Source organism: Actinacidiphila polyblastidii (genome assembly GCF_036353415.1).
Classification (GTDB): Bacteria; Actinomycetota; Actinomycetes; order Streptomycetales; family Streptomycetaceae; genus Actinacidiphila; species Actinacidiphila polyblastidii.
Genome location: NZ_JAZEWV010000001.1, coordinates 420,675 through 445,294 on the forward strand (window position 1 = coordinate 420,675; position 24,620 = coordinate 445,294).

The following is a 24,620-nucleotide window of genomic DNA, read 5'->3' on the forward strand; positions in this document are numbered from 1 at the left end:
CCTCACCGATAGCCATACTCGACGAAAGGCTCAGACATGATGAACTTCCTGGCGGCGGAGGGGGCTCAGAACCCGCTCATCCCCGACACTGCCGAACTGATCGTCGGCCTGCTGTGCTTCTTCATCGTCTTCGGCATGCTCGGGAAGAAGCTCCTGCCCAACATCCAGAAGACGCTGGAAGAGCGGCATGACGCGATCGAGGGCGGCCTGGAGCGCGCGGAGAAGGCCCAGGCCGAGGCCAACCGCACGCTGGAGGAGTACAAGGCGCAGCTCGCCGAGGCCCGCCACGAGGCGGCCAGGATCACCGAGCAGGCCCGTGAGCAGGGCGCGGTGATCATCGCGGAGATGCGCGAGGAGGGGCAGCGCCAGCGCGATGCCATCATCTCCGCAGGACACGCCCAGATCGAGGCGGACCGCCGTCAGGTGACCGTCACGCTGCGCCAGGAAGTCGGCCGTATCGCCACCGACCTGGCGGGCAAGCTCGTCGGCGAGTCCCTGGAGGACGACGCCCGGCAGAGCCGTACCATCGACCGCTTCCTCGACGGACTCGACGAGTCGGCGTCCACCGCTGAGGCGGCGCGATGAATGGCGCGAGCCGCGAGGCACTGGCCGCGGCCCGGGAACGGCTCGACGCGCTGACGGGCGCCGCTTCCGTCGACGCGGCGAAGCTCGCCGGCGAGCTGGCTGCCGTCACGGCGCTGCTGCACCGCGAGCGCACCCTGCGCCGCGCCCTGACCGACCCGGCGCAGACCGGCGAGGCCAAGGCGCAGCTGGCCCGGCGACTGCTCGGCGCCCAGCTCGGCGAGGACACCCTCGACCTGGTCACCGGCATGGTCAGGGCCCGCTGGTCGCAGTCCCGCGACCTGGTCGACGCGATCGAGGAGCTGGCCGACGACGCCGACCTGATCGCCGCCGAGCAGGCGGACGGGCTGGACGAGGTCGAGGACGAGCTCTTCCGCTTCAGCCGGATCGTCGGCAGCAGCATCGAGCTGCGCTCGGCGCTCAGCGACCGCGTCGCGGCCCGCGACGCCAAGTCCGCGCTGCTGCACACGCTGCTCGGCGGCCGGGCGAACCCGGTCACCGAACGGCTGGTCACCAGGCTGGTCACCGCGCCGCGAGGACGTAGCCTGGACGGAGGGATCGAATCCCTGTCCAAGCTGGCCGCCGCTCGCCGGGGCCGGATGGTCGCGGAGGTCGTCTCGGCGGTCGCGCTGAGCGACGTGCAGAAGCAGCGGCTGGGCGACGCGCTGGCCCGTATCTACGGCCGGCGTGTGCACCTGAACCTCGACGTGGACCCCGCGGTCCTCGGCGGCGTGCGGGTGCGGATCGGCGACGAGGTCATCAACGGCTCGATCGCGGACCGTCTCGACGAGGCGGCCCGCCGGATGGCCGGCTGACGGTTCACCCGACCGGCGACACCAACTCAAGAAGCATGAAGGCGGCCCGAGTTGGCCGCAGTGCTCTGGGGGAACCCCCCAGACCCCCAGAACATAGGGCCCAACAAGGAGAGCAGGGAACCCAGATGGCGGAGCTCACGATCCGGCCGGAGGAGATCCGGGACGCGCTGGAGACTTTCGTCCAGTCGTACCAGCCGGACGCCGCCTCGCGCGAGGAGGTCGGCACGGTCAGCGTTGCCGGAGACGGCATCGCGAAGGTCGAGGGACTTCCCTCGGCCATGGCAAGCGAGCTGCTGAGGTTCGAGGACGGCACCCTCGGTCTCGCCCTCAACCTCGAGGAGCGCGAGATCGGTGCGATCGTCCTCGGCGAGTTCAGCGGCATCGAGGAGGGCCAGCCGGTGCAGCGCACCGGTGAGGTGCTCTCCGTCGCGGTCGGCGAGGGATACCTGGGCCGGGTCGTCGACCCGCTGGGCACCCCGATCGACGGCCTCGGCGAGATCGAGACCGAGGGCCGCCGCGCCCTGGAGCTGCAGGCTCCCACGGTCATGCAGCGCAAGTCGGTGCACGAGCCGATGCAGACCGGCCTGAAGGCCGTCGACTCGATGACGCCGATCGGCCGCGGCCAGCGCCAGCTCATCATCGGCGACCGCCAGACCGGCAAGACCGCCCTGGCGATCGACACGATCATCAACCAGCGCGACAACTGGCGTTCCGGCGACCCGCAGAAGCAGGTCCGCTGCATCTACGTCGCCATCGGCCAGAAGGGCTCCACCATCGCCGGCGTGCGCGCCGCGCTGGAGGAGGCCGGCGCCCTGGAGTACACGACGATCGTCGCGGCCCCGGCGTCCGACCCGGCCGGCTTCAAGTACCTCGCCCCGTACACCGGCTCGGCCATCGGCCAGCACTGGATGTACCAGGGCAAGCACGTCCTGATCGTCTTCGACGACCTGAGCAAGCAGGCCGACGCCTACCGCGCGGTCTCCCTGCTGCTGCGCCGCCCGCCGGGCCGCGAGGCGTACCCCGGCGACGTCTTCTACCTGCACTCGCGTCTGCTGGAGCGCTGCGCGAAGCTCTCCGACGACCTGGGCGCCGGCTCGATGACCGGTCTGCCGATCGTCGAGACCAAGGCGAACGACGTCTCGGCGTTCATCCCGACCAACGTCATCTCCATCACCGACGGCCAGTGCTTCCTGGAGTCCGACCTGTTCAACGCCGGCCAGCGGCCCGCGCTGAACGTCGGCATCTCGGTCTCCCGGGTCGGCGGCTCCGCGCAGATCAAGGCCATGAAGAGCGTCGCCGGCCGGCTCCGCGTGGACCTCGCCCAGTTCCGCGAGCTGGAGGCGTTCGCCGCCTTCGGCTCCGACCTGGACGCGGCCTCCAAGGCGCAGCTGGAGCGCGGCCAGCGCATGGTCGAGCTGCTCAAGCAGGGCCAGTACGCGCCGTACGCGATCGAGGACCAGGTCGTCTCCATCTGGGCCGGCACCACCGGCCAGCTGGACGACGTCCCGGTCGAGGACGTGCGCCGCTTCGAGCGCGAGCTGCTGGACTACCTGCACCGCGAGCACAAGTCGCTGCTCACCGGCATCGTCGAGACGGGCAAGCTCGAGGACGGCACCATCGACGCGCTCACCGAGGGCGTCAACGCGTTCAAGAAGCAGTTCGAGACGTCCTCCGGCACGCTGCTGGTCGAGGGCTGATCGCATGGGCGCACAGATTCGGGTCTACAAGCGCCGGATCAAGTCCGTCACCGCCACGAAGAAGATCACCAAGGCGATGGAGATGATCGCGGCCTCGCGGATCATCAAGGCCCAGCGCCAGGTGACGGCCTCGTCCCCGTACGCCGACGAGCTGACGCGTGCGGTGACGGCGGTGGCGACCGGCTCCAACACCAGGCATCCGCTCACCACGGAGGCCGAGAACCCGACCCGGGCCGCGGTCCTGCTCATCACGAGCGACCGCGGTCTGGCCGGCGGGTACTCGTCCAACGCGATCAAGGCGGCCGACCGGCTCGCCGAGCAGCTGCGCGGCGAGGGCAAGGAGGTCGACTCCTACCTCGTCGGCCGCAAGGCGGTCGCGTACTACAACTTCCGTGAGCGCACCGTCGCGGAGTCGTGGACCGGCTTCTCCGACAGCCCGCAGTACGGCGACGCGAAGACCGTCTCGGCGCCTCTCATCGAGGCGCTGCAGAAGGAGACCGCGGACGGCGGGGTGGACGAGCTGCACATCGTCTTCACCGAGTTCGTGTCGATGATGACGCAGGTCGCGATCGGCCGGCGGCTGCTGCCGCTGACCCTCGACGAGGACGGCGGCGCCGCGGGCGCCGCCGCCGGCGCCGAGCGCAAGAAGGGCGAGGCGCTGCCGCTGTTCGAGTTCGAGCCGTCGGCCGAGGGCGTCCTGGACGCACTGCTGCCGCGGTACGTCGAGAGCAGGGTCTACAACGCGCTGCTGCAGGCCGCGGCTTCCGAGCACGCCGCCCGCCGCCGCGCGATGAAGTCCGCGACCGACAACGCGGAAGACCTCATCAAGTCGCTCACGCGGCTTGCCAACGCGGCCCGACAGGCCGACATCACCCAGGAAATCAGCGAGATCGTCGGTGGCGCCAGCGCCCTGGCCGACGCGAACGCGGGGAGTGACTGACCACTATGACTGCCTCTATTGGCACCGTTGAGACCACCGCCACCGGCCGGGTGGCGCGGGTCATCGGCCCGGTCGTCGACGTGGAGTTCCCCGTCGACGCGATGCCGGAGATCTACAACGCGCTGCACGTCGACGTCGCCGACCCGGCCGCGGACGGCGAGACCAAGACGCTGACCCTGGAGGTCGCGCAGCACCTGGGCGACGGCCTGGTCCGCGCCATCTCCATGCAGCCCACCGACGGCCTGGTCCGCCAGACCGCGGTGACCGACACCGGCAACGGCATCACCGTGCCGGTCGGCGACGTCACCAAGGGCCGCGTCTTCAACACTCTCGGCCAGATCCTCAACGACCCGTCGGCCGAGGCCGAGGTCACCGAGCGCTGGCCGATCCACCGCAAGGCGCCCGACTTCGACCAGCTCGAGTCCAAGACCGAGATGTTCGAGACCGGCCTGAAGGTCGTCGACCTGCTGACCCCGTACGTCAAGGGCGGCAAGATCGGCCTGTTCGGCGGCGCGGGCGTCGGCAAGACCGTGCTCATCCAGGAAATGATCATGCGTGTGGCGAAGCTGCACGAGGGCGTCTCGGTGTTCGCCGGAGTCGGCGAGCGCACCCGTGAGGGCAACGACCTGATCGACGAGATGACCGAGTCCGGCGTGCTCCCGCAGACCGCGCTGGTCTTCGGCCAGATGGACGAGCCGCCGGGCACCCGGCTGCGCGTCGCCCTGGCCGGCCTGACCATGGCGGAGTACTTCCGCGATGTGCAGAACCAGGACGTGCTGTTCTTCATCGACAACATCTTCCGGTTCACCCAGGCCGGTTCCGAGGTCTCCACGCTCCTCGGCCGGATGCCCTCCGCGGTGGGCTACCAGCCGAACCTGGCGGACGAGATGGGTCTGCTCCAGGAGCGGATCACCTCGACCCGCGGTCACTCGATCACCTCGATGCAGGCGATCTACGTCCCCGCGGACGACCTGACCGACCCCGCCCCGGCGACCACCTTCGCCCACCTCGACGCGACGACCGTGCTCTCGCGGCCGATCTCGGAGAAGGGCATCTACCCCGCGGTGGACCCGCTGGACTCCACGTCCCGCATCCTGGACCCCCGCTACATCACGCAGGAGCACTACGACTGCGCGTCCCGGGTCAAGGGCATCCTGCAGAAGTACAAGGACCTGCAGGACATCATCTCCATCCTCGGCATCGACGAGCTGGGCGAGGAGGACAAGCTGACCGTCTTCCGCGCCCGCCGCATCGAGCGCTTCCTGTCGCAGAACACCCACGCGGCGAAGCAGTTCACCGGTGTCGACGGTTCGGACGTGTCCCTGGACGAGTCCATCTCGGCGTTCAACGCGATCGCCGACGGTGAGTACGACCACTTCCCGGAGCAGGCGTTCTTCATGTGCGGTGGCCTGGAGGACCTCAAGGCCAACGCCAAGAAGCTCGGCGTCAGCTGAGCCGCAGTCCGGCGCACGCGTAAGGGGGGCCGGGCCTGGCCCGGCCCCCCTCGCGTACCCCTTATTCTTTGTCTTACGCATCCGCCACGCACGGCGGATGCCAACCCGAGGAGCCGTCTTGGCCGATCTTCACGTCGAGCTGGTCGCCGCGGACCGCAATGTCTGGTCCGGCGAGGCCACCCTGGTCGTCGCCCGCACCATGTCGGGTGACATCGGCATCATGGCCAACCACGAGCCGCTGCTCGGGGTGCTGCAGTCCGGTCCGGTGACCATCCGCACCAGCGACGGCGGCACCGTGATCGCCGCCGTCCACGGCGGGTTCATCTCCTTCGCGGACAACAAGCTCTCCGTCCTCGCGGAGATCGCGGAGCTGGCCGAGGAGATCGACGTCGACCGGGCCGAGCGGGCCCTGCAGCGGTCCAAGTCCGAGGCCGACGCGGGCGCCGAGCGCCGCGCGGAGGTCCGGCTGGCCGCCGCGGCCGGCGCGAACTGACCGCAGCGGTCGTCGTACAGCAGGAACGCAGGACGCAGGACACGGTGCCGCGGACCGCCCTCGGGGGGTCCGCGGTTCCGGCAATACTGGTGGTAACGGGGCAGTGACCGCGCAGCGCGCTCGACTACGGAGGAGGCCGGTGAACGTGATCGTCTCCGTGGAAGCTGTGGGCGCGCTGCTGGGCGTGGTGCTGGTGGGCCTGTTCGTCTTCGGTCTGCGCAGGCGGCTGATCCAGCGCCCCGGCGGCACCTTCGACTGCAGTCTGCGGGCGGCCCCCGCCGAGGGCGCGGAGCCCGGCGGCAAGGGCTGGGTCTACGGCGTCGCCCGCTACAGCGGTGACCAGGTCGAGTGGTTCCGCGTCTTCTCCTACGCGCCCCGGCCGCGCCGGGTGCTGGACCGTCCCGCGATCGAGGTGCTCGGCCGCCGGGAGGCACAGGGCTCGGAGGAGCTGGCGCTGCTGTCGGACGCGGTGGTGCTGTCCTGCGTGCACCGCGGCGCCCGCCTGGAACTGGCCATGAGCGACGACGCCCTCACCGGCTTCCTCGCCTGGCTGGAGGCGGCCCCGCCCGGCCAGCGCGTCAACGTGGCCTGAGCACATCCCTGACGGTGGTCCTGCCGGCGGGTCCGGCGGCGCCACGCGCACGGGCGCGCCAGGACCGGAGGCCGAAGGGCGGCGGTTTCGACCCCCGGCCGACTGTGGGGGGATGACGCGTCATGCACATGCCTAGACCAGTGCACCGCCCATCCGACGCGGCGTCAAGAGGTCTGGACCAATCGGTGGCGCCGGATTCCGCCGCACCGCTGGCGCGCCGCGTCGCCGGCTGGGACGGCCGCGGGTCAGCGGTTCTCACCCGGCACCCACAGGACGTCGCCCTCCGCCTTGTTCGCGGTGCGGGCCAGGATGAAGAGCAGGTCGGAGAGCCGGTTGAGGTAGGTCGCGGTGAGCGGGTTCATCGTCTCCGCGTGCTCGGCCAGCGCCGCCCAGGTGGAGCGCTCGGCGCGGCGGACCACCGTGCACGCCTGGTGGAGGAGGGCGCCGCCCGGGGTGCCGCCGGGGAGGATGAAGCTGCGGAGCTTCTCCAGGTCCTCCAGGTAGCGGTCGCACTCCGCCTCAAGCCGGTCCACGTAGGACTGCTCGACGCGCAGCGGCGGGTACTTGGGGTCGGGGACGACCGGGGTGGCCAGATCCGCGCCCACGTCGAAGAGGTCGTTCTGCACCCGCACCAGCACCCGCGCCACGTCCTGCGGCAGCCCGCCGAGCGCGAGCGCCACGCCCAGCGCGGCGTTCGCCTCGTTCGCGTCGGCGTAGGCGGCGATGCGCGGATCGGTCTTGGCGGTACGGCTCATGTCGCCCAGCGCGGTGGTGCCGTCGTCGCCGGTGCGCGTGTAGATGCGTGTGAGGTTGACCATGCGGTCGAGCTTAGAGGCCGCGGCCGCCGCCAACTGTGCGACCAACGACACATGGTGACGCGCCCTACAACCTGTCGCGCCCATGGGTGAGCGGGCGTTATGGTCCGGCTGGATACCCCAACGGAGAGGTGTGTGCCGTGGCGAAGAAGCTCGCCGTCATCGGAGCCGGACTGATGGGCGCCGGCATCGCGCAGGTGTCGGCCCAGGCCGGCTACGAGGTGACCCTGCGCGACGTCACGGACGAGGCACTGGCCCGCGGCAAGGACGCGATCGCGGCGTCCTACGCGAAGTTCGTGGCCAAGGAGCGGATGACCGCGGCGGACGCCGAGGCCGCGCTGGCCCGGGTCACCACCACCACCGACCTGGAGGCGGCCGCGGACGCCGACATCGTCGTCGAGGCGGTCTTCGAGAAGATCGAGGTCAAGCAGGAGATCTTCGCCGCCCTCGACAAGATCGTGCGGGACGACGCGGTGCTCGCCTCCAACACCTCCGCCATCCCGATCACCAAGATCGCCGCCGCGACCGCGCGGCCGGAGCGGGTCGTCGGCACGCACTTCTTCTCGCCGGTCCCGATGATGGGCCTGTGCGAACTCGTCCGCGGCTACAAGACCAGCGACGAGACGCTCGCCCGCGCACGGGAGTTCGCCGAGGCCGTCGGCAAGACCTGCATCGTCGTCAACCGCGACGTGGCCGGCTTCGTCACCACCCGGCTGATCTCCGCGCTCGTCGTGGAGGCCGTCAAGCTCTACGAGTCGGGCGTGGCGAGCGCCGAGGACATCGACGTCGCCTGCAGGCTCGGCTTCGGCCACGCCATGGGGCCGCTGGCCACCGCCGACCTGACCGGCGTGGACATCCTGCTGCACGCGGCGGGCAACATCTACACCGAGTCCCAGGACGAGAAGTTCGCGCCGCCGGAGATCATGCGCCGCATGGTCGACGCGGGCGACCTCGGGCGCAAGAGCGGCCAGGGCTTCTACACGTACTAAGACACGTCACTCACAGGAGTGAATTCGGTATCGGTTCGCTCACAGACGGCAACTTCTCCGTGCGACGGACCGTCAGTTGTGTGAAGACAGAAAGATCCGCGCCGTCCGCCACGGCGTCCGTCCCAGCGATCCCGCCAGCACTGCCCGGGGAGTGAGTATGCACATCAGGGGCGACCACGCCGAGCTGATGGTCGGGGGGCGCCTCGACGTGCGCAGCGCGGCGGACGCCCGTACGGCACTGCACACCGCGGTCGACTCCGGCCGCGGGGACCTCGTCCTCGACCTCACCGAGCTGGACTCGTGGGACGCCACCGGACTCGGCGTGATCATGGGCGCGCACCGCAGGGCGGGCCGGGCCAACCGGCGGCTGGTGCTGCGCGGGGTGCCGCCGCAGATGCAGCGGCTGCTGGTGGCCACGCGCCTGCACCGCATCCTGGCGATCGAGGCCGAGGGCTGAGCGCCGCTCCCGCGGAACGCACGGTCATAAGGTGACGTTGGGCACGTAACGGGGGCCGTCCGGTCCCGGCCTTTCACGGATGACGCGTGAACCTCTAGAGTTTGCGCATCAAAGGCCAGGAGGCGTGCACCCCGCACGCCGGCGCAGGGCGGCCGGGCCGGATTCCGCTCACGGGTGGTCCGCACGACCCGGGATGGCCCCCACACGTTGACCCGCCTGGGGGGCGTACGACATGGACCAGCACGAGTCACCCTTCGCGGGCGGCACGCCGGACGAGTCCGGCAGCGACGACTTCCGCAGCGACGACTTCCGGACCGAGGACCACCGCACGGACGGCTTCCGCGCGGGCCAGTACGGCGCCGCCCCCTCCGCCGCGGGGCGCGAGGCGGAGCCCTACGCTCCGTTCGACGTCGGCGACGACGGCGTGGAGCCGTCGCACGGCGTCGGCAGTGAGATCGAACTCGCCGCGGGCCGCACCGTCGCCGTGTTCGGCGAGCGTGACCGCGACCGCGACGCCGGGCGTACCGGCGCGGCCGGCAACCGGGACGCGCTGGAGGACTCCGGCTCCCTCACCCCGTTCGGCGTGAGCACCGACGACGAGGGGTCCGCGGCCGACAGCGCCGCCGCCTTGGGGCTCGCCGCCCTCGGGGCGGGCGACGGATTCACCGCGACCCCCGGCGTCAACGAGCCGCTGCCCGTCAGGACCCCCATGAGCGGCGGCTTCGGCACGCCCGCGGGACGCGGCCAGCACCCCGCGGGCGGCGGCGGGTTCAACGCCTTCGGCGCCTCCGCGAGCCACGGTGACGGTGCGCAGACCGCGCCCGGCGGCGGCTTCGACGCCTTCGGCGCAGGCACAGGCGCCGCGTCCGAGCGGATACCCGGCGCGGCCGCCGCCCCCAGCTTCGACGGCTTCGCCGCGGGCGCGGGCACCGGCCGCAGCGAGCCGCGCGCGCTGCTCCCCGCGCCGGCCGCGGACGACAGTGCCAGCTCGCTCTTCGACAGCTCCAAGCCGGTGCCGCGGATGACCCGGCCGGCCCGCGACCCGCTCGCCCCCGAACTCGGCACCCCCAGCGGCGGCAACGTCCGCGTCCCGCGGATCGTCGCCGGCGGCTACCTGCTCACCGTCAACTCCGTGGACGGCACCGAGGTCGTGCCGTGCCCGCCGGAGGAGCGTCCCACCCCCGTACGCCGCACCCCCGAGGAGCGCGCCGCCAAGATGGCCGCCGCGCGCCCCGCCCCGCCGCCCGGCCCGCCCGCGCCCGAACCGCCGCTGCTGGAGCGCGACGAGGAGCGCGAACGGCTGAGCCGGCTGCTCGCCCGCGGCCGCTCCGTCCGCGTCACCGGCGCGTCCGGCGCCGGCCGTACCGCGCTGCTCGACTCCGTCGCCACCGCCTGCACCGACCTCGCCCCGGAAGGCGTGCTGCGGCTGTCCGGCTACCGGCGGACCGCCTCCGACGTCCTGCAGGACCTCTACGCCCTGGTCTACGCGGGCGACGGCCACCGGCCGGGCCGCGACGAACTCGCCGCGCTCCTCAAGGACGTCGGCGCGGTCGTGGTCCTGGACGACCTGGAGTTCGGCGGGGCAGCACTGGAGGAGGTGCTGGCCGCCGCGCCCGAGTGCGCGTTCCTGATGTCCGCCACGCCCGACGTGCCCGCCCCGGCCGCCGACTCCATGGTCGAGGAGGTGTTCCTCTCCGGGCTGACCCGCACCGCGTGCAGGGACCTGCTCCAACTCGTCGCCGGCCGGCCCCTGGAGGAGGACGAGCGGGCCTGGGCCGCGGACCTGTGGTTCGAGTCCGAGGGGCTGCCGCTGCGGTTCGTGCAGGCCGGCGTGTTGCTCCGGCAGCGCGACGTGCTGCGGCTGCCGCCCGAACTCCCCGACTGGGACGACTCGGTGTGGGAGAACGGCTCGCCCACCGCCGGGACCGACCTGGCGCTGCCCGACCTCAGCGCCTTCGAGAAGGCGGCGGACGAGCCGCAGGCCGCCCCCGCCGATCCGCTGGCGACGACCGAGGCACCCGCGGTGGCCGCGGCCGGCCCGCTCGCCGCCCGGCTGCCCGCGGGCGAGGTGCCGCTGCCCTCCCTCGCGGAGAGCGCCGCGCCCGCCGAACTCCTCGCCTCCCGGCTCGGCGAGTCCGCCCGCGAGGCGCTCGCCTTCGCCGTCGCCCTCGACGGCGAGTGCCCGCACCCCGCGCACCTGCCCGCGCTCGTCGGCGACACCCACGGCGACGCCGCCCTCGGCGAGCTGACCTCCGTCGGGCTCGCCGTGCCGGTCGCCTCGCACTTCCGGCTCGCCGCCGGCGTCGCCCAGCACCTCGCGGCGGCGCTGACCGCCGAGGGCGAGCTGAGCGAGGTCCAGGCGCACACCGCCGCCCTCCACTACGCCTGGTGGACCGGCCACCCCTCCGTCACGCCGGAGCGCGCCGCGGCCGAGTCCGAGGCGATCATCGCCGCGATGACCGCCTGCCGCGACGGCGGGCAGCCCAGCGCCGCGGTGCTCCTCGCCCGTACGGTCGCCCCCGCCTTCGCCGCGGCCCTGCACTGGGGCGCGTGGGAGCGGGCCCTGCGGATCGGCCAGGAGGCCGCCCGGCTGTCCGGTGAGGTCGCCGAGGAGGCGTACTTCCACCACGAGCTGGGCGTGCTCGCGCTCTGCACCGGCGGTACGGACCGGGCGCGCGCGGAGCTGGAGGCGTCGATCGCGCTGCGCGGCGCGCTGGCCGACCGGCAGGGCACGGTCGTCGGGCGGCGCACGCTCGCGCTCGTCGTCGACCAGGAGCTGGCCGCGGGCGGCGGTCCCTCGCACGCCGGGGCGTTCGAGCTGCCGCCCGGGGAGAGCGGGGCCGGGCCGGTCGTCATCGGCAAGCCGTCCGGGGAGCCGAGCGGGCCCTCCGTCCGCCGCCTCGCCGTCGTCGGCTCGCGCCGCAACCTCATCGCGGCCGGCACGGGGGTGCTGCTCGCGGCGGTCGTCGGCACGTTCGTGACGCTCGGCGCCACATCCGGCGGCGACGACGCGCCCAACCAGGTCAAGCCGATCGAGTCCGTGGAGCAGGGCGCGCCGGACACGACGCAGGCGCCGCCGGCGGACGGCACGACCGCGTCCCCGCCGTCGACGTCGCCGTCGACGTCGACGGCGGCCTCCGGGCCCACCGGGGCCGCGTCCAGCGCGGCGACGACCGGGGCGCCCGCCTCCCACCCGGTCGGCGGCGTCACCTCCCCCCCGGTCGCCCCCACCACGCCACCCCCCGCGGGCAGCACCCACACCCCCACGTCGCGCCCGACACGGCCGCACCCCTCCGGGTCTGCCACGACCACGCACTCTCAGTCGCCTACGCCGTCGCAGTCGACGCCCACGCCTACGGACACGGCGACGAGTCCGACCGGCAGTCCCACGACGCCCGCCACTCAGCCGCAGTCCTCGACGCCGATGTCCGGCTCTCCGGTGTCCCTGCCGGACTCGCCGTCCGCGAGCCCAACCGGCTGACCACGGCCCGACGGGGCCGCTGCGGTCCGGGCGCAGCCCGGGTTCTGACGGGCGCGGGCGAACTGCGCGGCCCGCAGTTCGCCACCGGCCCGGTGGGGCCGTTGCGGTCGCCGCCGGGCCACCGGCCGGTGGTGGGGCGCGGCGCCCGGTGGGTTCAGGGCGCAGCCCGGGTTCTGACGGGCGCGGGGAACTGCGCGGCCAGCCACCGCACGGGCTGTACGCCGTCACCGGCCCGAAGGGGCTGTTGCTGTCGTTGCCGGGCCACCGGCCGGTGGTGGGTTGCTCGCGCCGTTCCCCGCGCCCCTGACAGGGCGCAACGCCCAGCGCGGGCCGGGGGAGGGGCGGGACGCGCAGGGGATTCCGGGCGGACGCCGGGCGCAGGCTGGACTAGAAGAGGCGGAGCTTGTCGTCCTGGATGCCGCGGAGGGCGTCGTAGTCGAGCACGACGCAGTCGATCCCCCGGTCGGTGGCGAGCACGCGAGCCTGCGGCTTGATCTCCTGCGCCGCGAACATCCCCTTCACCGGCGCGAGGTGCGGATCCCGGTTGAGCAGCTCGAGGTAGCGGGTCAGCTGCTCGACCCCGTCGATGTCACCGCGCCGCTTCAGCTCGATCGCCACGGTCCCGCCGGAGGCGTCCCGGCAGAGGATGTCGACCGGCCCGATGGCCGTGGGGTACTCGCGGCGGACGAGGGTCCAGCCCGCGCCGAGCACCTCGATGCGGTCCGCGAGCAGCTCCTGGAGGTGCGCTTCCACGCCGTCCTTGATCAGCCCGGGGTCGACGCCCAGCTCGTGCGAGGAGTCGTGCAGTATCTCCTCGATCGTGATGATCAGCTGCTCGCCCGCCTTGTTGGTGACCGTCCAGACGTCGCCGTCGCCCTCCTTGAGGGTGCACGGCGGGGACATCCAGTTGAGCGGCTTGTAGGCGCGGTCGTCCGCGTGGACGGAGAGGCTCCCGTCGGCCTTGATCAGCAACAACCGGGTGGCGGACGGCAGATGAGCGGAGAGCCGGCCCGCGTAGTCGACGGAGCAGCGGGCGATCACGAGACGCATGGTCCGCAACGCTACTCGACCCCGTGCCGGTAAGGCGATTCGGGCTGCGTACGGGCCCGACCGGCCCGCTCAAAGTTGGCCGGTTCGCGGTGACGCCGCCTGGTGCGGGTACCTGGGACGCGCCTACGGTTGAAGCTCGGCAGGCCGGGGGTCCGACGGGTGGGGTGCGCCGGACCGGCCTTCCGACCATCCATCCGGCAGATCCCTCCGCCCAGGAGGGGTCACGAGAGGAGTACCCATGTCCCTCGACGTCTCACCGGCCCTTCTCGAAGCGGCCGAGCGAGGCGAGGTCGACGAGCGGGAATTCGTCGACTGCGTCCGGACCTCCCTCCCGTACGCGTGGGAGATGATCAGTGCGCTGGTCGCGCAACTCAAGATCGACGGGGGGGACTTCGCCGACAACCAGGTGCCACCGCCGAGTGAGAAGGAGCGCGGCCAGCTGCTCCGCGCGCTGGCCAGCGACGCGATCCGCGGTGCGCTGCAGCGCCACTTCGGGGTGCGGCTCGCCTTCCAGAACTGCCACCGGGTCGCGGTCTTCCCGCTCGACCCGGCGGTCGACGTGAGCTACGGCACATTCACCTCGACCCGCTCCCAGGTGCTCAACCAGTCCCCGGAGTTCCGCGACTGCTGAGCCGCCCGGACGGACGGGCGGGCGTGCTCCCGTGACCGGCGGCACACATGGAATCAGGCCAGTTCCGGGAGTACGTCCTCGCCCAGCCGGGTGAGGTTGTCCACGGTGGTGGGCAGGTCGCCCGACCCCTCGGCGAGCAGCGCGAACCGGGTGATCCCGGTGGCCGCCGAGGTCGCCGCGAGCCGGTCGGCGCACAGCTGCGGCGGCCCCACCGGATGCAGGTCGCAGAGCAGCTCGGTGTAGGCGAGCGGATCGCGCATCCGGCGCGGGCTGCCGTCGTAGGTGCGGTGGGCGGCCAGCCCCTGCTGGAGCCAGCCCGGCATCGCCTTGAGCAGGATCTCCACCGCGTCCTGCCGGGAGTCGGCGATCTGCACGACACCCGCGGAGACGTGGTCCGCGGCGGCGACCGCGTCCGCGGTCACCCCCGCGGCCCGTGCGGTGCTCCGCCAGAGCGCGACCATCGCGGCCTTCTCCTCGTCCCCGCAGTGCATGCCGAGCAGCATCGGCAGCCCGCGCGTGGCCGCCAGCCGCACGGTGGCGGGGGAGGTGCAGGCCACCACGACGGGCGGGCCCGGCCGGCCGTCCAGCTCGTCGGGCCGCGGCACCACCGGCACCTCGCGGAAGGCGTACCGCGGGCCGTGCGCGGCCACCGCCGGGTCGCGCAGCCAGCGCAGCAGCAGGTCGAGCGATTCGGGGAAACCGCTCTCGAAGGCCGGCAGGCCGGTGCCGAAGACCTCCAGGTCCACCCAGGGCCCGCCGCGGCCGACGCCCAGCGTGAAGCGGCCGCCGGACGCCAGGTGCAGCAGCGCGGCCTGCTCGCCAAGCGCCACCGGGTGCGCGGTGGGCAGCACGCTGACCGCGGTGCCGACCCCGATCCGGCGGGTGCGGCCGAGCAGTACACCCGCGAGGGTGACGGCCGACGGGCAGACGCCGTACGGCACGAAGTGGTGTTCGGCCAGCCACACCGTGTCGAGGCCGGCCTCCTCGGCGGCGTCGGCGGCGGCCATCGCCCGGTGCAGCGCCTCTCCCTGGCCCTGACCGGGGAACTGGGCCGCGAGAACGAAGGTCCCAACTCGCATAGCGCACTCCCTCCTTGACCGTCTAACGCTTGGCACGTGCCAAAGGCACGGCTTCGGAGGCGTTTTCATGATTTTCGGCCGAGACGGACCGAGACGAGGTGACACAGCCCGGGATGAGCCGTTCGGCCCCGGCGCCGTCGGCCGCGTAACCTGGAATGGACATTCCGCGAAGCCCCATACAGCGCGAGGTGCCCGTGTCTCCGCGACGTAACCGCCCGCCCAAGCCGGAGCGGTCCCCGTCCCGATCCCCGTCCTCCGAGGAGGACGCGGATCGGCCGTTCGGGTACGGCGGCGCGACGGAGGAGTGGCAGGGCGAGGAGTGGATCGTGCGGCCGGTGGCCGGCGGCGCCTCCGCGAAGCACTACCGCTGCCCCGGCTGCGACCAGGAGATCGCACCGGGCACCCCGCACGTGGTCGCCTGGCGCGAGTACGCGGGCGTCGACGACCGCAGGCACTGGCACCGTGCCTGCTGGAACGCGAAGGACCGCCGCACCTCCAGGGTGCAGCGGTCCCGTCACGCCCCGCGGTACTAGACGTCGCGGTTGCTGATCGCCGCGAACGCGCCGGCGAGGGCGACGGCGGTGATGATCGCGAGGATGACCAGCTGGCGCACGCCGTTCTGGTCCCCGTCGCCGATCATGGGGATGTGGTAGAGCGACGCGAGCGCGTTCGGCGCGGAGTACCGGATGAGCGTGTTGCGGGTCGACTCCAGGCCGCTGGGTAGGAACAGCGCCACGATGAGCGGCAGCAGCACCACGCCGATCATCGAGGTGATCGCTCCCGCGGAGTGCCGCAGCAGCGTGCCGACGGCGAGTGCGAGCAGGCCGAGCAGGGCCACGTAGAGGCCGACGCCGACGGTGGCGCCGAGCCACTCGGAGCCGCTGGCGGCGGTCCTGCCGTTCCTGACCACCACGCCCGCCATGTCGCCGGCCGTGCCGTTGCCGTAGTAGCTGGGCACCTCGCGGCCGCCGACCACCGCGTTGCTGATCAGCGCCGTGATCGTGCAGGCGACGGTGGTGGTGGCGAAGGACAGGCCGAAGAAGACCGCGGCCTTCGCGGTGAGCACCCGGCCGCGCTGCGGGCACGCGGTGAAGGTGGTGCGGATCATGCCGGTGCCGTACTCGGAGGTGATGACCAGCACGCCCAGCGTCAGCACCGCGACCTGGCCGAGCATCAGCCCGAACAGGCCGGCCGCGAGCACCGGCGTGCTCGGGTCGTCGTCGTGCGAGATCGGCACCACGACGAGCAGGTCGATGCCGACGACCAGCAGCATCATCACGCCGAGCGTCCACATGGTGGAGCGCACGGTCCGGATCTTGGTCCACTCCGAGCGCAGCGCGTGCCCCAGCGTGGTCTGCTCGACCGGCACCTGCGAGGCGAACTGCGGCTGCGCCGCGGGCTGCTGGGGCGCCGGCGGGTAGCCGTAGGGCGCGGCGGGGGAGGTCATCGGGCATCCTCGGAGTCGGAACCGGCGGGCTTGCTGAGGGAGGGCGCGGCAGGCGCGGCGGCCTGCGGCGGTACGGTGGCGGGCGCGGGCGCGGGCGCGGGCGCGGGCGCGGGCGCGGGCGCGGGCGCGGGCGCGGGCGGAGCGGCAGGCGCGGCCGGGGCCGGGACGGGGGCCGCGTAGGCCGGAGGCGCACCGAACTGCCCCTGCGGCACGGGCGGCTGCCCGTACCCGTACGGCTGGCGGCCCCACTCGGGCGGCGGCTGCTGACCCCAGCCCTGCTGCGGCTGATGACCCCAGGCGGGCGGCGGCGGGCCCTGCGGGTAGCCGCCCTGGACGGCGTACGGCGCCTGCTGGAGGCCCTGCCGAGGGTCCTGGGTGGAGCGGTAGTCCACCGCGCCGCTGGTCAGCCGCATGTACGCCTCTTCGAGCGACGCCTGGTGCGGCGACAGCTCCCACAGCCTGACGCCGGCGTCGAACGCCAGGTCGGAGATCTTCGGCAGCGCGAGACCTGTGACGCGCAGCGCCCCGTCCTCCTCGGGCAGCACGGCGGCGCCCGCCTCGGTGAGCGCCTTGCTCAGGGTGTCGCGCGCGCCGCCCTCCTCGGGCGTGCGCACCAGCGCGTACCCCGTGGAGTGCTGGGCGATGAAGTCCTTGACGCTCATGTCGGCGAGCAGCTGGCCGCGGCCGATGACCACCAGGTGGTCGGCGGTCAGCGCCATCTCGCTCATCAGGTGGCTGGAGACGAAGACCGTACGGCCCTCGGCGGCGAGCTTCCGCATGAGGTGGCGCACCCAGTGGATGCCCTCGGGGTCCAGGCCGTTGACCGGCTCGTCGAAGAGCAGCACCTCGGGGTCGCCGAGCAGCGCGCCCGCGATGCCGAGCCGCTGGCCCATGCCGAGCGAGAAGCCCTTGGAGCGGCGGCCCGCCACCTCCTGCAGGCCGACCACGCCGAGCACCTCGTCGACCCGGCGGGCCGGTATGCCGGAGAGCTGCGCCAGGCACAGCAGGTGCTGGCGGGCGCTGCGGCCGCCGTGCACGGCCTTCGCGTCGAGCAGCGCGCCCACCCGGCGCGGCGCGTTCGGCAGGCTGCGGTACGGCAGCCCGCCGATCGTGACCTGCCCGGACGTCGGTGCGTCCAGGCCCAGGATCATCCGCATCGTGGTGGACTTCCCCGACCCGTTGGGGCCGAGGAAGCCGGTGACGGTGCCCGGTTTGACCTGGAACGACAGGTTGTACACGGCGGTCTTGGCGCCGTACTGCTTCGTCAGGCCGACTGCCTGGATCATGCTGTGCCCCTCGCGTGCCACGGAGGCACGCGCCCCCGTGAGGGAGGAAGCGTAGCCGGTGGGGTGCGGTTCCCCCACCGGCCGGTCGATTACGTTCAGGCGTCGCGCTTCTTCAGCAGCACGAAGCCGCCGAGCAGCGCCGCAGCCACCCACACGCCCATGATCGCGATGCCGCCCCACGGCCCGTACGAGGTGTGGTTGTCCGGGTCGGAGACCACCTGCATGATCTTCTGACCCGCCTGGTCCGGCAGGTACTTGGCGAACTTCTTCACTCCGGGGATCGCCGACAGGATGCCCGAGACGATGAAGAAGAAGGGGATCAGGATGCCCAGCGACACCATCGGGCTGCGCACCATGGTGGCCACCCCGTACGCGAAGAGCACCATCAGCGTCATGTAGAGCGCCGCGCCGATCAGCGCGCGCAGCACGTGCGCGTCGCCGAGCGAGGACGTCTTGTGGCCGCTGAGCACGCTCTGGCCGACGAAGTACGACACGAAGCTGATGACGATGCCGATGGCGAAGGTCAGCCCGGCGGCCACCGCCGCCTTGCAGACGTAGAAGGTGGCGCGCTGCGGCACCGCGGCCAGCGAGGTGCGGATCATGCCGGTGCTGTACTCGCTGGCGATCAGCAGGGTGCCGAAGGCGATCAGCGCGAGCTGGCCGAACCACAGCCCGGCGAGGCTGGTGTTGGTGGGGTCGAAGGTGAACCTGTCGGCGGCGGACATGTCGCTCCAGTTGAGCCGGTACGCCAGGCAGATCAGGCCGCTGACCACGACGGTCAGCAGCAGGGCCAGGGTGAGCGTCCACACCGTGGAGCGCACCGACTTGACCTTGGTCCACTCGGACTGGAGGACGGCGGACGGCGCAGCCATGTCAGCGGCCCTTCTTCTGGTTCTTCGGCTTCTTCGCGGCCCACTGGGCCCCCCACTGCGGCTGTCCGGCCGGCTGGTCGCCCGGCTGGTCGCCCGGCGCCGCGGCACCCTGCGGCGCGCCCGCGCCGACCGGCGCGCCCGGCGTCACCGCGCCGTGCGCGTGGTACTCCACCGACTCCGCGGTGAGCTGCATGAACGCCTCCTCCAACGACGCCCGCTGCGGGCTCAGTTCGTGCAGCACCAGCTGGTGCTGCGCGGCCAGCTCGCCGAGCTTCGCGCAGTCGCCGTCCTGGATCTCGAACGCGCCGTCGCCGGCCTCCACCACGGTGTGGCCCGCGGCGTGCGCCACGTCCTTGAACCGCTCGCGCTGCGGGGTGCGGACGCGCACGAAGGAACGGGAGTTCTTCTCGATGAAGTCGGCCATCGAGGTGTCGGCGAGCAGCCGGCCGCGGCCGATCACGATCAGGTGCTCCGCGGTCAGCGCCATCTCGCTCATCAGGTGGCTGGAGACGAAGACCGTCCGGCCCTGGGCGGCGAGGCCCTTCATCAGGTTCCGGATCCAGTGGATGCCCTCGGGGTCGAGGCCGTTGACCGGCTCGTCGAACATCAGGATCTCCGGATCGCCCAGCAGCGCGCCCGCGATGCCGAGCCGCTGGCCCATGCCCAGCGAGAACCCCTTCGACCGCTTCTTGGCCACCGCGGTCAGGCCCACCGTCTCCAGCACCTCGTCCACCCGGCGGCGCGGAATGCGGTTGGACTGCGCGATGCACAGCAGGTGGTTGTACGCGGTGCGGCCGCCGTGGATGGCCTTGGCGTCGAGCAGCGCGCCGATGTGCTTCATCGGCTCGCTCAGCTGCGTGTAGTGCCTGCCGTCGATCCGCACGTCACCGCTGGTCGGCGTGTCGAGGCCGAGCAGCATGCGCATCGTCGTGGACTTGCCCGCGCCGTTCGGCCCGAGGAAGCCCGTCACCACGCCGGGGCGCACGGTGAACGTCAGTCGGTCGACAGCGGTCTTGTCCCCGTACCGCTTGGTGAGCCCCTGCAACTCAATCATGGGGGCGAGGCTAGCAACAGCGGCTGATCCCGCGCCAAAGCAGGGCAGCACCGGCGGTGACGGTCCGGTGCCCGCAGCGCGCGGAACCCCCGCCCGAGGAGGGGCGGGGGTTCCGTTCGCCGTGCCGCGGCCGCTCGCGGCCGCCGTCAGCGGGCCGGCCTCGGGCCGGCCGGTGGCCGCGTCAGCGGGACTGCTGCGCCGGGACGCCGCGCGAGATCGGCTCGTCGTCGGCGGGGGCGCCGGCCGCGGCGACCGCCGCACCGGTCAGCGTGGCCAGCATCTCGCGGACGTTGGTCAGCTGCGCGTTGATGCTGTCGCGGCGGTTGGTGAGCGCCGCCAGCTCGCGCTCGGACTCGCTGCGGATCCGGTCGGCCTTCGCGTTCGCGTCCGCGACGATGTCCTCGGACTGGCGCTGCGCGGTCTCGACCGTCTGGCGGGCGCGGCGCTCGGCGTCGGTGCGCAGCTTCTCCGCCTCCAGGCGCAGCTGCTCCGCGCGGTGCTCGATCTCCGCGAGGCGCTTCTCCGCCTTCGCCTGACGGGACGCCAGGTCGCGCTCGGACTGCTCGCGGCGCTTGGCCAGGTTGGTCTCGAAGTCCGCGGCGGCCTGGGCGGCCTTGGCGCGGGTCTCCTCGAACAGCGCCTCCGCCTCCTCGCGCTTGGAGGCCGCGTCCTTCTGCGCGTCCGCACGCAGCTGGGTGGCGTCGCCCTTCGCCTTGTCGACGATGCGCGCGCCCTCGTCCTCCGCCTTGGACTTGCGGTCGGAGGCGTAGCTCTCGGCGTCGTTGCGCACCTGGTTGGCGGCCGACTCGGCCAGCTCGCGGTGCTGCTCGGCGGCCCGGCGGGCCTCCTCGCGCAGGTCCTTCGCCTCCTCCTCGGCAAGGCGGAGGATCTTCTCCACGCGGGCGCCGAGGCCCGCGTAGGACGGCTCCGAGTCGTTCACCTGAGCCTGGGCGTTCTGGGTTTCGAGGTGCAGTTCCTCGATGCGCTTCTCCAGCGCGGTGATCCGGGTCAACGCGCTGTCGCGGTCGGCGACGAGCTTGGTGATGCGGTCGTCCACCTGACCGCGGTCGTAACCGCGCCGCACGAGCTCGAAGCCGAAGGGGGAGGAAGTGTCGCTCATGGGGTTCCTGTCGATTCAGACCGGTGAGGTGATAGGGGGAATCCTAGGGGCCCGGACGGCGTGTCACCGAGCCATTGCGCATCAGGTATGGAAAATGTCCGCTCAATCGAGTGGAGCATCGTCGTTGCGATTGCCGCTCGTTCGGGTGCTCCCCGCCGCCGCGCCCGCGGCGACCGTGTTCTTCGCACCGCTGCCAGGCGTCTCGAACGACTCCAGCGCTTCCAGGACGTCCTGGACGCGGGAGATCTCCGCATTGATGTCCTCCCTGCGGCGTGCCAGCGTCTCCAGCTCTCGTCTGCCCTCGGCCACGATCCGCTCGGCCTCGGCGCGCGCCTCCCCCTTGACCCGTTCCGACTCGCAGTCGGCCTCGGCCTTCTTCTGGTCCGCCTCCTTCAGCAGTCCCTCGACCTTCCGCACCGCGGCGATACGGACCTTGCTCGCCTCCGACGTCGCCGTCGACTTGATCTCGGCGGCCTTCGCCTCGGCCTCGGCGAGCTGCTCGGTGGCCGCGGCCACCAGCTTGTCCACCCGCTCGCCGACCGACTTCATCGCCTCGGCGGCCTCCTTGCGAGCCCGCTCGTGCAGCTCCTCGACCTCCGACTCGACCCGCCGGCGCATCTCGTCGGTGCGCTCCCGGGTCTCGGTCGCGTGCGTACGGGCCTCGTGCAGCAGCGTATCGGCGTCGGTGCGGGCCTGCTCCACCCGGCCGTTGCCCTCCGCGGTGGCCTCGGCGACCAGCCGCTCCGCCTCCGCCCGCGCCGCGCCGACCAGCGCGTCGGCCTGCTCCTCCGCGCCCGAGGCGGTGCGCACTGCCTCGGCCTGCGCCTTGCCGATCAGCTCGTCGGCCTGCTCCGCCGCTTCGCTGCGGCGCTTGTTGGCCGCCTCGCGGGCCTCGTCGAGGATGCGCTGCGAGGCGGCACGGGACTGCTCGGCCTCGTGCTCGGCCCGCCGCAGCGCGTCCCGGGACTGGGCGCCGAGGCGCTCGGCCTCCTCGCGGGCCTTGCCGACCAGCTGGTCGGCCTGGTTCGCGGCGTCGGTGCGCATCCGGTTGGCGTCGTCGCGCGCCTCGGAGCGCAGCCGGTCGGACTCCTCTATGGCCTCGTTGACGGTGCGGTCGGCCAGCGAGCGGGCCTCGGTCGCCTCCTCCTGCGCCTCCCTGCGCAGCCGGGAGGAGTCCTCGGAGGCCCGCTCCCGCTCGGAGTTGGCGTCCGCGTGCAGCCGGTCGGCCTCGCCCTGCGCGTCGGCGCGCAGCTGCCGCGCGGCGTGCTCGGCGGCCGAGCGCAGCCCGGCGAGCTCCTCCTCGGCCTCCTGGTGCAGGTGCTGGACCGCGTCGCGCACCTGCTGGGCCGTCAGCTCCGCCGCGGCCACCATGTCGGCCGCCCGCTGCTCGGCCTCCGCGGAGAGCCGGTCGGCCTCCGCGGCCGCGTCCTCGACCCGCTTGCGCGCGCTGGCCAGCAGCTCGTCGCTCTCCCTGCGGGCCTGCTCGCGCTCCTGGCCGGCCTCGCTGCGCGCGGCCTCCAGCAGCTCCTCGGCCTCGCGCCGGCGGCGGCCCGCCTCCTCGCGCGCGGCGCCCAGCGCCTCCGCGGCCTCCACGCCGATCCGCTCGGCGGCCGCCGCGGCCTCCGCGCGCACCCGCTCCCCGGTCTCCTGCGCCTCGGCCCTGCGCTGCTCGGCCTCCGCGGCCGCGTCGGCCTGCAACCGCAGCGCGACGGACTCGCCCTCCGCGCGGGTCTGCGCCGCGTCGGCGGCGGCCTCGTCGCGCAGCCTGACCGCCTCGGCATCGGCCTGCTCCAGCATGGTGCGGTTGCGCTCGGCGGTCTCCTGGCGGAGCCGCTCGGCCTCCTCGCCGGCCTCGGCGCGGATGCGGTCGGCCTCGGCGTGCGCGTCGCGCAGCGCCTGCTCGGCGGCTGCGACCCGCGCGTCGGCCTCCTCGCGCAGCCTGGCCAGGTCCGCCTCGGCCTCGCCGCGCAGCCTGGCCACGACGGTCTCGGCCTCGGCGCGCTGCGCCTGGGCGGCCTGCTCCGCCTCCTCCCGCAGCGCTGCGCCCTGCCGCTCGGCCTCGGCGTGCAGCTCCTCGGCCTCGGCGCGCGCGGCCCGCAGCGCCTCCTCGGCCTTGGTGTTCAGCGCCGAGGTGCGCTCCACGGACTCGGTCCGCATCCGCTCGGCCTCGGCCGACGCGCCCTGCCGCAGCTCGTCGCCGTCGGCCTTGGCCCTGGCGAGCAGCTCCTCGGCCCTGCTGGCGGCCTCCTCGATCTGCTGGACGGCCTCGCGCCGCGCCTCGCCGCGGATCCGCTCGCCCTCGGCCACCGCGTCGGCCCGCAGCTGCTCGGCCTCGCCGCGCAGCCGCCTGGCCTCCTCCTGGAGCTCGACGGTGCGGGCCCGGTACTCCTCGGTGTCGTCCTGAGCGGCGCCGCGCAGCTCCTGCGCCGACGCCTCGGCCTCGGTGCGCAGCCGCTCGGCCTCGGCGTCCGCCTCGCGGCGGATCCGCTCGGCCTCGTCCGCGGCGGCCTTGGTGGTGGACTGCGCGTCCTGCGATGCCTTGGTGAGGATCTCCTCGGCGGACCTGGCGGCCTGCGCGAGCTGGGCCGCCGCGTCCTCCTGGGCCTTGGCCCTGGCCGTCTCCTGCGCCTCGGTCCGGATCCGCTCGGCCTCGGCCCTGGCGTCGGCGACGGTCTGCTCGGCCTCCGCCTTGGCGGTCTCGGCCTCCTTGGTCGCCTCGGCGACCATCCGCGCGATCTCGGCCCGCGCGGTCCGGGTGCGCTGCTCGTTCTCGGTCTCGGTGGCCGCGAGCCGCTTGGCGGCGCCCGCGGCGGCCTCGTCGCGCACCCGCTCGGCCTCGGCGCGGGCGGTGCGGAGTCCCTCGTCGGCCTCCCTGAGCCGCTCCTCGGCCTGCCGGGACAGCTCGGCGGCGCGGGTACGGGCCTCGTCGGACTCGCTGCGGGAGGAGGTGCGCAGCTGCTCGGCCTCCGAGGTGGCCTCGGTGGCCTGCGCGGACGCGGCGGTCAGCAGCCGCTCGGCGTCGGCGCGGGCCCGGCGCAGCAGCTGCTCGGCCTCGGCGCGGGCGGCCTCGGCCTCCTGGGTGAGCCGCTGGCCGGTCTGCTCGGCGACCCGGGTGGCCTCGGCGCGGGCGGCGGCCAGCGCCGCGTCGCTCTCCGCGCGGGTCTCGTCCAGCAGCCTGCGGGCCTGGGACTCGCTGCGGGCGCGCAGCTGCTCGGCCCACGCCACGTTCTCGTTGACGTGCGTCTCGACGGTGGTGCGGCGCTCGGCCAGCTCGTCGTCGAGCTGGCGGCGGCGGGCGATCGCCTCGGCGTGCCACTCGGCCTCGAACCTGGCCTGGTGCTCGGCCTGCTCCTGGAGCAGCCGCTGCGTCTGGGCGCGGGCGTCGCGCAGCTCCCGCTCGGCGTCGGCGCGCAGCTGGTCGGCCTGGACCTGGGCGTTGCGGAGCAGCTGGTCGGCCTGGTGGCCGATGTTGTCGTAGGCAGGGCGGGCGGCGAGGTGGCGCCGCGCCTCGTGCAGCTTGGCGCGCAGCACCTCGACCTGGTACCCGAGGTCGTCGGCGTGGTCGACGGCCTTGCCCCGCTCGGTACGAAGCCGTTCCATCTCGGCTTCGAGCAGGGAGAGGTGGTCGTCAGCCCGGTAGCTGTCGTTGCCCCGCACTCCGCGGTCCCATCGGTCTCCTGGCGTCCTCACCCGCCGACCGGGTGAGATCCTCCGTCACTCCGTTCGAGAACGGAGCTGTACGAGGAATGGTGTCAGATCAGCGTCG

At 73.2% G+C, this 24,620-nt stretch carries 21 protein-coding genes; 12 read left to right on the forward strand and 9 right to left on the reverse strand.

Annotated elements, in window-relative coordinates:
- Positions 1 to 39 precede the first annotated feature (39 nt).
- The 7 genes from V2S66_RS01695 (at position 40) to V2S66_RS01725 (ending at position 6,573) form a co-directional block, all read left to right on the forward strand.
- On the forward strand, positions 40 to 585 hold the full coding sequence (locus tag V2S66_RS01695) for a F0F1 ATP synthase subunit B (RefSeq protein WP_330792817.1): 546 nt from the start codon (positions 40 to 42) through the stop codon (positions 583 to 585).
- Positions 582 to 1,397 (forward strand): F0F1 ATP synthase subunit delta, encoded by an 816-nt coding sequence (locus V2S66_RS01700; RefSeq protein WP_330792561.1) that lies wholly within the window; start codon positions 582 to 584, stop codon positions 1,395 to 1,397. The genes V2S66_RS01695 and V2S66_RS01700 overlap by 4 nt, the downstream gene beginning before the upstream one ends.
- Before the next feature lie 125 nt (positions 1,398 to 1,522).
- Entirely contained in the window at positions 1,523 to 3,094 is a 1,572-nt protein-coding gene (gene atpA / locus V2S66_RS01705) for a F0F1 ATP synthase subunit alpha (protein WP_330792562.1), read from the forward strand.
- Between the two features lie 4 nt (positions 3,095 to 3,098).
- On the forward strand, positions 3,099 to 4,034 hold the full coding sequence (locus V2S66_RS01710; protein WP_330792563.1) for a F0F1 ATP synthase subunit gamma: 936 nt from the start codon (positions 3,099 to 3,101) through the stop codon (positions 4,032 to 4,034).
- 5 nt (positions 4,035 to 4,039) lie between these two features.
- On the forward strand, positions 4,040 to 5,488 hold the full coding sequence (gene atpD, locus V2S66_RS01715; RefSeq protein WP_330792564.1) for a F0F1 ATP synthase subunit beta: 1,449 nt from the start codon (positions 4,040 to 4,042) through the stop codon (positions 5,486 to 5,488).
- Between the two features lie 118 nt (positions 5,489 to 5,606).
- A complete protein-coding gene (locus V2S66_RS01720; protein ID WP_413966257.1) occupies positions 5,607 to 5,981 on the forward strand; it encodes a F0F1 ATP synthase subunit epsilon in 375 nt (124 codons plus the stop codon).
- A 145-nt stretch (positions 5,982 to 6,126) separates the two neighbouring features.
- Positions 6,127 to 6,573, forward strand: coding sequence for a DUF2550 domain-containing protein (locus V2S66_RS01725; protein ID WP_330792566.1), 447 nt, complete (start codon positions 6,127 to 6,129; stop codon positions 6,571 to 6,573).
- A 245-nt stretch (positions 6,574 to 6,818) separates the two neighbouring features.
- On the opposite strand, the gene V2S66_RS01730 is transcribed toward V2S66_RS01725, so the two are convergent.
- Complete coding sequence (locus V2S66_RS01730) at positions 6,819 to 7,391, reverse strand: cob(I)yrinic acid a,c-diamide adenosyltransferase (protein ID WP_330792567.1); 573 nt, start codon at positions 7,389 to 7,391, stop codon at positions 6,819 to 6,821.
- A gap of 137 nt (positions 7,392 to 7,528) precedes the next feature.
- Between V2S66_RS01730 and V2S66_RS01735 the strand changes: the two genes are divergently transcribed.
- The 3 genes from V2S66_RS01735 to V2S66_RS01745 all read left to right on the forward strand — a co-directional run bounded on the left by V2S66_RS01735 (position 7,529) and on the right by V2S66_RS01745 (position 12,315).
- The gene (locus V2S66_RS01735; RefSeq protein ID WP_330792568.1) at positions 7,529 to 8,377 is read left to right on the forward strand and encodes a 3-hydroxyacyl-CoA dehydrogenase family protein; all 849 of its coding nucleotides are present in this window, start codon (positions 7,529 to 7,531) and stop codon (positions 8,375 to 8,377) included.
- A gap of 157 nt (positions 8,378 to 8,534) precedes the next feature.
- Positions 8,535 to 8,834, forward strand: a complete 300-nt coding sequence (locus V2S66_RS01740) for an STAS domain-containing protein (RefSeq protein ID WP_330792569.1) — start codon at positions 8,535 to 8,537, stop codon at positions 8,832 to 8,834.
- A gap of 232 nt (positions 8,835 to 9,066) precedes the next feature.
- Entirely contained in the window at positions 9,067 to 12,315 is a 3,249-nt protein-coding gene (locus V2S66_RS01745) for an ATP-binding protein (RefSeq protein ID WP_330792570.1), read from the forward strand.
- Positions 12,316 to 12,702: 387 nt separating this feature from the next.
- On the opposite strand, the gene nucS is transcribed toward V2S66_RS01745, so the two are convergent.
- Positions 12,703 to 13,365: an endonuclease NucS gene (gene nucS, locus V2S66_RS01750; RefSeq protein WP_330792571.1), complete on the reverse strand. Its 663-nt coding sequence runs from the start codon at positions 13,363 to 13,365 to the stop codon at positions 12,703 to 12,705.
- Positions 13,366 to 13,603: 238 nt separating this feature from the next.
- Here nucS and V2S66_RS01755 point away from each other — a divergent pair, with 238 nt between their 5' ends.
- The gene (locus V2S66_RS01755; RefSeq protein WP_330792572.1) at positions 13,604 to 13,996 is read left to right on the forward strand and encodes an SCO5389 family protein; all 393 of its coding nucleotides are present in this window, start codon (positions 13,604 to 13,606) and stop codon (positions 13,994 to 13,996) included.
- A 53-nt stretch (positions 13,997 to 14,049) separates the two neighbouring features.
- Here V2S66_RS01755 and V2S66_RS01760 read toward each other — a convergent pair whose 3' ends face one another.
- Positions 14,050 to 15,075, reverse strand: a complete 1,026-nt coding sequence (locus tag V2S66_RS01760; protein WP_330792573.1) for an LLM class flavin-dependent oxidoreductase — start codon at positions 15,073 to 15,075, stop codon at positions 14,050 to 14,052.
- Between the two features lie 194 nt (positions 15,076 to 15,269).
- Here V2S66_RS01760 and V2S66_RS01765 point away from each other — a divergent pair, with 194 nt between their 5' ends.
- Positions 15,270 to 15,608, forward strand: coding sequence for an ATP/GTP-binding protein (locus tag V2S66_RS01765; RefSeq protein ID WP_330792574.1), 339 nt, complete (start codon positions 15,270 to 15,272; stop codon positions 15,606 to 15,608).
- Here the strand turns inward: V2S66_RS01765 and V2S66_RS01770 are convergent.
- From V2S66_RS01770 to scy, 6 genes are all read right to left on the reverse strand, one after another.
- Positions 15,605 to 16,522, reverse strand: coding sequence for an ABC transporter permease (locus V2S66_RS01770; protein ID WP_330792575.1), 918 nt, complete (start codon positions 16,520 to 16,522; stop codon positions 15,605 to 15,607). The genes V2S66_RS01765 and V2S66_RS01770 overlap by 4 nt on opposite strands.
- On the reverse strand, positions 16,519 to 17,808 hold the full coding sequence (locus tag V2S66_RS01775; protein ID WP_330792576.1) for an ABC transporter ATP-binding protein: 1,290 nt from the start codon (positions 17,806 to 17,808) through the stop codon (positions 16,519 to 16,521). Before V2S66_RS01775 ends, V2S66_RS01770 begins: the two co-directional genes overlap by 4 nt.
- A gap of 95 nt (positions 17,809 to 17,903) precedes the next feature.
- A complete protein-coding gene (locus V2S66_RS01780; RefSeq protein WP_330792577.1) occupies positions 17,904 to 18,680 on the reverse strand; it encodes an ABC transporter permease in 777 nt (258 codons plus the stop codon).
- Position 18,681: 1 nt separating this feature from the next.
- Entirely contained in the window at positions 18,682 to 19,734 is a 1,053-nt protein-coding gene (locus V2S66_RS01785; protein WP_330792578.1) for an ABC transporter ATP-binding protein, read from the reverse strand.
- Positions 19,735 to 19,915: 181 nt separating this feature from the next.
- Positions 19,916 to 20,854 (reverse strand): coiled-coil domain-containing protein, encoded by a 939-nt coding sequence (locus V2S66_RS01790; protein ID WP_330792579.1) that lies wholly within the window; start codon positions 20,852 to 20,854, stop codon positions 19,916 to 19,918.
- A gap of 102 nt (positions 20,855 to 20,956) precedes the next feature.
- Positions 20,957 to 24,511: a polarized growth protein Scy gene (scy, locus tag V2S66_RS01795; protein WP_330792580.1), complete on the reverse strand. Its 3,555-nt coding sequence runs from the start codon at positions 24,509 to 24,511 to the stop codon at positions 20,957 to 20,959.
- Between the last annotated feature and the right edge of the window lie 109 nt (positions 24,512 to 24,620).